Here is an 8,353-nt window from a genome sequence, read left to right on the forward strand (position 1 = left end):
GTAGGAGATCGAGTCCGGGGAGTCTTTCCAGCACTGGTTCTCCAGGCCGTTGACGGTGTTGCGCCGCCAGTAGGAGATGTAGCCGTTGCCGAGCAGGTCGCCGTACTCGTCGATCCAGTCCAACGCCGCCCGGACGTTGTGCTCAAGCATTCGAATCAGCTTGACGTCCCCGGTCCATCGCTCGTACTCGTCGAGCATGATCACGAACAGCGGGGTGGCGTCCGCCGACCCGTAGTAGGGCGTGTGCGGCTGCTCCTCGAACGCGGCCAGCTCCCCGTAGCGGAACTCGTGCAGGATCTTCCCCGGCTCCTCCTCCTCGAAATCGTCCAGCGTCACTCCCTGTAGGAGCCCCAGCAGACGCAGCACGGGCGGAGCCAACTGCGGCGCGAACGGCATGGCCTGCAGGCAGATGAAGGTACTGTCCCGCCCGAAGATGGTCATGAACCAGGGCAAACCGGCCGTTGGCAACGGAGCTGTTGGATTGGTCAGCGATGCGTATCGCATGGCGGCCAGGTCGACGAGGCTCCGCTCGTACGCCGTCTGGAGCGGCTCGTAGTCGCAGATCAACCATGGTGCCCGTGCGAGCCAGCGGTCCAGATCCTGCCGCAACTTCGGTCTGGCCCTTGCCCGGTAGGCGTTCCAGATGGTCCGGGACTCGTCACCCCGGGCTTCCTGGATGACCGGCTGTACGTGCAGCTCGGTACGCCAGGACGACCGCGGTTCCAGGTAGATCTCGAAGGTCATCCCCGCGTCGTCGATCCGGGCCTCAACTGTGCTGGAGATGATCGTGCCGCGCCGGAAGTTGCCCCGCTCATAGCGGAAACACAGGCGGTCGCCACTTTCCCGGCGCACCGAGGTCATCCCGCTCTTGGCCCGCACGTCCTTGATCTCAAACAGATCGGCGAAATCGCTTCCCATCTCCACCCGCACGGTGAAGCGAGCCGGCTCGATGTCGTGGTTCAGGACCGTCAGGCGTTCGGTGAAATCCTGGGAGATCAACTGCTCGCGAATAACCGAAACCTTCGCGTCGACATAGTGCGTCGGCTCCCCGGGAACGAGGAAGAAGTGCCTCTCGAAGTACTGCACGTCATCCCGGGACAGAGCGCTGAGCCGCTCACCGTTAACGCTCAGCCGCCAGGTCGACAGAAACCGCGTGTCGAACGAAAACAACCCGGTCGGATAGGTCGGCGACGGGATGACATCGCCCCGCTCGTCGGTCACGATGAACGTGTTACCGTCCAGGATGCTGATGGTTTTTTCGATCATGCCGCGCGGCCTCCTTGCGGGTGAACTCCCGGGGGTGCTGCGCCGATGGAGGGCCGGGAAACAGCATCCTTCCGAATGCGTCGGCCAACCTCAGGTCTCCCTCGACGGCGAGATCGTTCCGGAAGAACGACGGGGAGAACTTGGCTTCACCTCTGGCCATCCGGTCAAACACCAACCGGTGGCCACACACGACCGCCTTGGGCTCGGGACCGACGCGCGACACCCGCGCCTTCCCCTTCTGCAACGTGACAAACCAGCGCTCGGTCCGGCCGTCACCCTGTATGTCCACGCGGATGGTTCCCCGCGCCCATCCCGGCAGGTCCTTGAGCCTCGGGTTCTCGTTCCGGCCCAGCGTCATGAGGAAATCGACAATGGTGTCGGCCATCCGCTCACCCTTCCACGGTCCGCCAGCAGCCGCAGAGTAGGAGCGCCGAGGGTGACTGGACCTCACCCGAAAAGGACGAGACTAGCGGGCCGGGTACGTGGGAATTGTTGGTTTCAGCTCGACGAAGGGCCGAGGCGCGCGCCGTTGCCGAGGCTGGCTACCCCGACGGCGTGATTAACGTGGTCACCGGCGGTGAAGCCGCCGGAGCTGCCCTGAGCAGGCACCCCGGCATCGACAAGATCTCCTTCACCGGATCGACGCGGGTGGGCGCCAGCATTGCGGCGGCGGCCGGCGCGGCGGTCAAGCCGGCCACGATTGCCAACCACCTGATGACGCCAACTCCATGTCGCCGATGGTGTGGTGTCGTGCCGTACGGGATACCCCAGTGCCGCGTACATGGAGTGGACCAGCAGTCAGTGGCCCTTGGCGTACTCGACGAAGGCGCGCCAGCTGCTCGGGTCGAAGGTGAGGGCCGGGCCGGTGCGGTCCTTGCTGTCGCGGACGCCGACGACGCCGGGCAGGTTGTCCGCCACCTCGACGCACTCGCCGTTGCCGCTGCGGGTGGATTTGCGCCAGGTCGCGCCGGTCAGCTCCATGACATCATCACTTCCTTCATCAGCTCGACCGACTGGCGGTGGGGCAGGCCCTCGCTCCGGATGCTTTCCCACCTTGTCAGCAGGGTAGCTACTTCTTCATCATTGTCGATCGTTGCGCCGCCGAGCTGGTTCTCTAGATGCCCGACCCAGCCGCCGTCGCCGCCTCGCGCGAGGGTAAACGGTCCGGCGAGCCCGACGTGAATGCTGATCTCGGCCGGAATGACGTGCACGCTGATGTGCGTCTGCTCGGCGCACTCGATGAGGTGGGCGATCTGCTGGATCATCAGGCCCCGGAAGCTTTCGTCCGCACGTCGTAGCACGTACTCCTCGAGCACCGCGACGAGTTGGGGCGGCTGCGGCTGGACGAGGATGGACTGCCGATCCATTCGTACCGCCAACCGCTTCTCCACCTCGCCATCGCTGAGCATGCCGTCGGCCCGGATCACCGTGCGGGCGTAGTTCTCGGTCTGAAGCAGGCCGGGGACGAGCGTGGGGTGGTAGCAGCGAAGCTGCTGGGCGTCGCGCTCGGCTTCGAGCCAAGGGCGGAACCAGCTCGGCTGGCCGGCGCGCTCCGCCATCTTGAGCAGGGAGGTCAGCAGACCGCCGGTTTTCAGCACCTCGTCGGCCCGCTTGAGAAAGAACCGGTCCAGCGGTCGCTGACCCAGCTCGACGGCGGACACCTGGGAGCCCGAGAAGTGCACGAGCTTCCCGAATTCCTCCTGGCTCAGCTCGGCGTTCAGCCGCAGCCGGCGTAACTGCGCCCGGACCAGCTCCGAGGTGGGCTCACCTTCCACAGTTCCTCCACGATCGTCCAGAAACTTCGGGGACATCCGCCGCCGGGACGTCCCACCGCTCGGGCCTCGCCACGGCCGCCGTCGATGCCTTCCGACCGTAGTCTCGTCCTCACCAGACTGTCACGCAGCGGTCCCGCTCCCATCCGACCCGAGGGACGGGGCGGGCCGACGTGGGGCCGCCCAAGGAACCCCCAGTGCAGGGGCGGCCCCACTCCACGTCTGGAGGAGGTCGACATGAGCAACCCGCTCCGTCGGTGGCCAGCCGGCCGGCCGGCGTTCCGGTGCCGGACGGCCCTGCCACCGCCCCCGCTGCCCCGCCGGGTCCGGAACACCAACCTCCCGGACTGGATGCGGGAACCGACCCGGGTCTTCCCGACCATGGGTCCGGGTCGCCCCGGACGGCTCACCCGGGCGCAGGAGTGGCGGGCGAACGGGGGCCGGTGGTGATCGCCGGCGGTCTCCCCGTACCCCGGCTGGGGCCGCACCCGGACCGGCCCCGCGCCTATCCGGCGGACCGTCCGCCGCACCTGCCGATCCGTCCCCTGTGGCTGTGCCGGGCGTGCGGGCGGCCGTGGCCGTGCGCGGAGGCCCGGCTACTGCTCAAGATCGAGTACGGTGACCGCCTGGTCGACCTGGCCATCTACCTGTCGGGGCTCTACCACGAGGCGACCCACGACCTGTTCCGGCTGAACCCGCACGACGGGCCGACGCCGCGCGAGCTGTTCGAGCGGTTCGTCGCCTGGGGGCCGTACCGCCGGCCCCTGGTCGAGCCGGCGGACCCGGATCGATGACCTCCGCCACGTTTGTCGGTCAGACGGCACCGGACCCGGCGGGCGCGGTGACAAACTGACCGCGGTCTACCGGGACGTCGGAGGAGGCGCGCGTGCGCTGGCGCAGTTTCGTGGCGGTGGGAGACAGCTTCACCGAGGGCATGGACGACCCGTACCCCGACGGCAGCTACCGGGGCTGGGCGGACCTGGTCGCCACCCGGCTGGCCGCCGAGGCCGGCCCGGAGTTCCGGTACGCGAACCTGGCCATCCGGGGCCGGCTCTTCCCGAACATCGTGGCCGAGCAGGTGCCGGCGGCGGTCGCCATGAAACCCGACCTGATCAGCTTCGCCGCCGGCGGCAACGACGTGCTGCGCCGTACCTTCGACCCGGACTCCCTGGTCGCCCGCTTCGACGACGTGGTGCGGAAACTGCGTTCCGGTGGGGCCGACGTGATCCTCTTCCGGTTCGCCGACGTGATGGCCCGGCTGCCCGGGCAGCGGCTCGTCGCGCCCCGGGTCCAGCTGCTCAACCAGGTTGTGGGCGAGACCGCCGAGCGGCACGGGGCGATCCTGGTCGACCTCTACGCCGACGACACCTACCTGAACCCGATGCTGTGGAGCACCGACCGGCTGCACCTCTCCCCGGCCGGGCACCGGCGGGTGGCCGGGCAGGTGCTGACCGCGCTCGGGGTGGGCTGCGACGAGGAGTGGCTGATGGTGCCGCAGAACCCGGCGCCCACGCCGTGGCTGGCCGCCCGCGCGGCCGACCTGCGCTGGGCCGGCCAGCACCTCGCCCCGTGGATCAAGCGCCGGCTCACCGGCCGCTCCTCCGGCGACACGGTCACCGCGAAGCGCCCGGTGCTCGGCCCGGTCTCCGACTGACCCGCGCACTCCGCCGAATCGATCCTTTGTGGTCGGCGGGTCGCGCCACTGTCGCGTGTCGCCCGACACATCCGTCGCCCCCGATTCCGGGAGCGGGGCCGCCGACCCGGGATCGGGCGTACCTTGGGGCTCATGTCTGTGCCGAGCGATCCCGATCCCCGACTCCAGTCGTACGCGGACCCGCGGCGGCTGGTCACCACCGAGTGGCTGGCCCAGCACCTGGGCGACGAGGGCCTCGTCGTGATCGAGTGCGACGAGGACGTGCTGCTCTACGACACCGGCCACATCCCGGGCGCCGTCAAGGTGGACTGGCACCTGGAGCTGAACGACCAGGTGACCCGGGACTACGTCGACGCGAAGAGCTTCGCCGAGCTGTGCGCCGCCAAGGGCATCGGCCGGGACGACACGGTGGTCTTCTACGGCGACAACTTCAACTGGTGGGCCGCGTACGCCCTCTGGGTCTTCTCCCTCTTCGGCCACCCCGACGTGCGGCTGCTCGACGGCGGCCGGCAGAAGTGGATCGCCGAGGGGCGGGAGCTGACCCGGGACAAGCCGGCCCGGCCCCGTGCCCAGTACCCGGTGCCGCAGCGCGACGACGCGCCGATCCGGGCGTACCGGGAGCAGGTGATGGCGCACGTGGCGGTGGGGCGGCCACTGGTCGACGTGCGCTCGCCGGGCGAGTACACCGGTGAGATGCTGCACATGCCGGACTACCCGCAGGAGGGCGCGCTGCGCGGCGGGCACATCCCGGGGGCGGTCAACAAGCCGTGGAAGTCCGCCGCGAACGACGACGGCACGTTCCGGTCCCCGGACGAGCTGCGCGCCATCTACGCCGACCAGTTGGGGCTCAGCCCGGACGACGACGTGATCGCGTACTGCCGGATCGGGGAGCGGTCCAGCCACACCTGGTTCGTGCTGCGTCACCTGCTCGGCTACCCGCAGGTGCGTAACTACGACGGCTCGTGGACCGAGTGGGGCAACCTGGTCCGGGCCCCCGTCGTCAAGGGCGACCAGCCCGGCGGCCTGAGCAGCTGACCGGGCGCCGGTCCCGCGCGCCGGCCCCGCCGCGCGGGATCGGCCCCGGCGACGGTACGCCGGGCAGTGGCGCGGCTGGTCAGCGGGCAGCGAGCGACACCTCGCCGTACAGGTCCCGGATCACGCCGGTCACCTCACCGGTCAGCGGTTGCCAGCGCAGCAGCCCGCCGGGGTCGTGGCGGAGCAGCACTGCCCCGTCGGAGTCCCAGCCGAGCACCTCGCAGCAGCCCTTCCAGCGGCCGGTGCCGACGTCCAGCAGGCGGACGACCAAGCTGGTCCTGGTGTCCAGTACCGCCACTCCCTCGACCCCCTGCCCCTGACCGGTGGTGAGCCAGCCGGCCCGGGCCACCAGGTCGTTCCGCTGCCAGCCGCGCCCGTAGAACTCGTCGACCCGGTTGCCGCGAGGCAGCGCGCGGACGTCGACCGGGGAGTCGTGCCGCTGCGTGCCGTCGCCGCTCCACCGCCTCAGGACCAGGCTCTCCGGGGTGCCGCCCAGCTCCAGCAAGCTGTCTGTCGGGGCGGCCGGGTCGGGTCCGACCAGGTCCCAAGGGGAGGCAGTCAGCTTCCGGGCGGCGCCGCTGCCCCGGTCCACCTCGTACGTCGTGTCGTTGTCGCCGACGAGCAGCCGGTCGCCGGCCCAGAGGACGTTTTCCAGGTAGCCCCTGAGGGGGTAGCGGCGGACCTTCGCGGTGGTCAGGTCCACCACGATGACCTCGTCGGTCTGGGCGAAGGCCGCGGCCCGCCCGTCCGGGGAGAGGCTCCCCGTCTTCAGCGGCACCGCCTCGTTGCCCTCGACGTCGCGGGTGCGGGCCGGCGTGACCACGTCGAGGTCCCGGACGAGGCCGTCGTCGCCGAGCACCCGGATCCGGCCCTCGACGCCGGTCTCCGGGTCGATCGGTTGGTAGAGCGCCAGCGCCTGGCGTACCGGCCGGGCGGAGAGGGGTGCGCTGACCGGGTCGCCGAGGCGGCCGAGCGGGTCACCGGGGTAGGTCAGCTCGTCCGGTGGCCGCTGTACCGGTGGTGCGCTCGGGACCGGGCTCGCGGTCGGCGAGGCGGGCGTGGTCGGGACCGGTCGATCGGCGGGGCCCAGGGCCAGCGTCGTACCCCCACCGATCAGGACGACGGCGAGCGCCGCGGCGCCGGCGGCCCGGCGGGTGCGGCGGACCCGGCGGGCCCGGTCCCAGCCCGTCGACGCCGGCTGCGACGGCCGGACGTCCTCGGCCGCGACGCTCAGCAGCCGGTGCAGCTCCTCTTCCCTCACTGGGTCACCTCCGGTTCGGTGGCCAGGTCGCCGTCGAGGCGCCCCTCGGCCCGGCCCAGCTCGGGCGCCACCTCGCGGAGCCGACGCAGCGCCGCGTGGCACTGGCTCTTCACGGTGCCGACGGTGACGCCGAGCGCCTCGGCGGTGGCCGCCTCGGTCATGTCCTCGAAGTAGCGCAGCACCAGCACCGCCCGCTGGCGCGGCGGCAACTGGCCCAGCGCGTCGTGCAGGGCGAGTCGCAGCACACCGTCCGCGTCCCGGGTCTCCCGCTCCGGCGGGTAGGCGCTCAGCCACTCCCGCCGGCGCCGCCGCCACCAGGAGACCGCGTCCCGGTAGAGGATGGCCCGCACGTACGCGGCCGGGTCGCCCTCGCGTACCGACGGCCAACGCAGGGCCAGCTTGAGCAGCGCGTCCTGGAGCAGGTCCTCGGCCTGGTGCCGGTTGCCGCAGACCAGGTACGCCGCGCGCAGCAGCCGGTGCTGATGGCTCGCCACGAACGCCACGTACGCGTCGCGCCCGTCGTCCGCCGTCCGCATCCGTGCCATCGACCATCCCCTCGCCGACCGGCGATCCCCGTCACCACACAGACGCTCGGGAGTGGCGGAATGGTTGGGGTCGCCCTGCGTCTGTCCGGCCTCAACCATCGCGCCGCGAGCCGGGCACCGGCAGGTCCGGCGGTCTGACGCGCATCCTGCCTGGGTCACTCGGCCCCGTCGCCGCGCCACCCCGCACCGCGCCGGCCGGTGCCGGCTGCTCCGGCGCCCGCGACGCCGGGCCGCGCCGGGTGGCACCGGTCGGCCCGAGCACCCGCCACGCGGCGAGGGTGACCAGCGCGAACACGACAGCCGCCGCAGCGGCCACCGGCGCCACCCCGTACGCCGCGCCGGCCAGCCCGGCGAGCGTCGCGCCGACCGGGGCGGTGAGCAGGCCGACCATCCGCTGGGCCGCGCCCACCCGGCCGAGCAGCCGGGCCGGGACGCGCTGCTGCCCGTACGCCGCCCAGAGGCTGTTCCACACGGTGGTGCCGGCCGCGAAGACGGCCAGCGCCAGCCCGCCCGGCACGGGGTGTCGGGCCAGCGCGAAGCCGACCAGCGCGACGGTCTGCGCGGCGAGCACCAGCCGGAGGGCGGGCAGCGTGCCGAGCCGGCCGGCCAGCCGGCCCGCCCCCAGCGCCCCGGCAAGGCCGCCGAGGATCGCCGCCGCGGCGAACAGCCCGTACCCGGCCGGCGGCACCCGGAGCACGTCCAGCGCGTAGAGCACCAGCACGGCCATCAGCCCGGCGATCGCCAGATTGCTCCCCGCCGTCAGCACGGTGACCCGCCACAACGTGCGCTCCCTCCACAACCACCCCACTCCCTCCCGAAC

Annotated in this window: 11 protein-coding genes and 1 pseudogene; 5 read left to right on the forward strand and 7 right to left on the reverse strand. The window is 71.4% G+C overall.

Translation table 11 applies throughout. The features are described from left to right. Both C1I99_RS26105 and C1I99_RS26110 read right to left on the reverse strand, forming a co-directional pair. Positions 1-1,266 (reverse strand): amylo-alpha-1,6-glucosidase (locus tag C1I99_RS26105; RefSeq protein WP_325049240.1); only part of this gene is annotated, 1,266 nt, incomplete at its 3' end. Beyond that, complete coding sequence (locus C1I99_RS26110; protein ID WP_111136843.1) at positions 1,232-1,651, reverse strand: SCP2 sterol-binding domain-containing protein; 420 nt, start codon at positions 1,649-1,651, stop codon at positions 1,232-1,234. The genes C1I99_RS26105 and C1I99_RS26110, both read right to left, overlap by 35 nt. Positions 1,652-1,758: 107 nt before the next feature. Here C1I99_RS26110 and C1I99_RS34225 point away from each other — a divergent pair. Next, positions 1,759-1,953 (forward strand): annotated as a pseudogene (locus C1I99_RS34225) (aldehyde dehydrogenase family protein); the annotation flags it as partial. Positions 1,954-2,064: 111 nt separating this feature from the next. Here the strand turns inward: C1I99_RS34225 and C1I99_RS26120 are convergent. Together C1I99_RS26120 and C1I99_RS26125 are read right to left on the reverse strand one after the other, a co-directional pair. After that, positions 2,065-2,247: a DUF397 domain-containing protein gene (locus C1I99_RS26120; RefSeq protein ID WP_111136844.1), complete on the reverse strand. Its 183-nt coding sequence runs from the start codon at positions 2,245-2,247 to the stop codon at positions 2,065-2,067. Continuing rightward, positions 2,238-3,041, reverse strand: a complete 804-nt coding sequence (locus C1I99_RS26125; RefSeq protein WP_111136845.1) for a helix-turn-helix domain-containing protein — start codon at positions 3,039-3,041, stop codon at positions 2,238-2,240. Before C1I99_RS26125 ends, C1I99_RS26120 begins: the two co-directional genes overlap by 10 nt. 234 nt (positions 3,042-3,275) lie before the next feature. Between C1I99_RS26125 and C1I99_RS26130 the strand changes: the two genes are divergently transcribed. The 4 genes from C1I99_RS26130 to C1I99_RS26145 all read left to right on the forward strand — a co-directional run bounded on the left by C1I99_RS26130 (position 3,276) and on the right by C1I99_RS26145 (position 5,727). Then, positions 3,276-3,488, forward strand: a complete 213-nt coding sequence (locus tag C1I99_RS26130; RefSeq protein ID WP_233512720.1) for a hypothetical protein — start codon at positions 3,276-3,278, stop codon at positions 3,486-3,488. Then, a complete protein-coding gene (locus C1I99_RS26135; protein WP_233512721.1) occupies positions 3,461-3,832 on the forward strand; it encodes a hypothetical protein in 372 nt (123 codons plus the stop codon). Before C1I99_RS26130 ends, C1I99_RS26135 begins: the two co-directional genes overlap by 28 nt. A gap of 92 nt (positions 3,833-3,924) precedes the next feature. Further along, complete coding sequence (locus C1I99_RS26140) at positions 3,925-4,692, forward strand: SGNH/GDSL hydrolase family protein (protein ID WP_111136846.1); 768 nt, start codon at positions 3,925-3,927, stop codon at positions 4,690-4,692. Between the two features lie 132 nt (positions 4,693-4,824). Then, positions 4,825-5,727, forward strand: a complete 903-nt coding sequence (locus C1I99_RS26145; RefSeq protein ID WP_111136847.1) for a sulfurtransferase — start codon at positions 4,825-4,827, stop codon at positions 5,725-5,727. A gap of 79 nt (positions 5,728-5,806) precedes the next feature. Here the strand turns inward: C1I99_RS26145 and C1I99_RS26150 are convergent, their stop codons facing one another. The 3 genes from C1I99_RS26150 to C1I99_RS26160 form a co-directional block, all read right to left on the reverse strand. Further along, a complete protein-coding gene (locus C1I99_RS26150) occupies positions 5,807-6,988 on the reverse strand; it encodes a hypothetical protein (RefSeq protein ID WP_111136848.1) in 1,182 nt (393 codons plus the stop codon). Beyond that, entirely contained in the window at positions 6,985-7,533 is a 549-nt protein-coding gene (locus C1I99_RS26155) for a SigE family RNA polymerase sigma factor (protein ID WP_233512722.1), read from the reverse strand. Before C1I99_RS26155 ends, C1I99_RS26150 begins: the two co-directional genes overlap by 4 nt. 91 nt (positions 7,534-7,624) lie before the next feature. After that, positions 7,625-8,353, reverse strand: a 729-nt coding sequence (locus tag C1I99_RS26160) for an MFS transporter (protein ID WP_325049241.1), incomplete at its 5' end; no start/stop codon positions are given.

This window comes from Micromonospora deserti, assembly GCF_003236335.1.
GTDB lineage: Bacteria > Actinomycetota > Actinomycetes > Mycobacteriales > Micromonosporaceae > Micromonospora > Micromonospora deserti.

Coding starts and splice junctions, on each gene's coding strand:
- C1I99_RS26110 (WP_111136843.1), bottom strand. CDS start 1,651: ATGGCCGACACCATTGTCGATTTCCTCATGACGCTGGGCCGGAACGAG.
- C1I99_RS26120 (WP_111136844.1), bottom strand. CDS start 2,247: ATGGAGCTGACCGGCGCGACCTGGCGCAAATCCACCCGCAGCGGCAAC.
- C1I99_RS26130 (WP_233512720.1), top strand. CDS start 3,276: ATGAGCAACCCGCTCCGTCGGTGGCCAGCCGGCCGGCCGGCGTTCCGG.
- C1I99_RS26145 (WP_111136847.1), top strand. CDS start 4,825: ATGTCTGTGCCGAGCGATCCCGATCCCCGACTCCAGTCGTACGCGGAC.
- C1I99_RS26155 (WP_233512722.1), bottom strand. CDS start 7,533: ATGGCACGGATGCGGACGGCGGACGACGGGCGCGACGCGTACGTGGCG.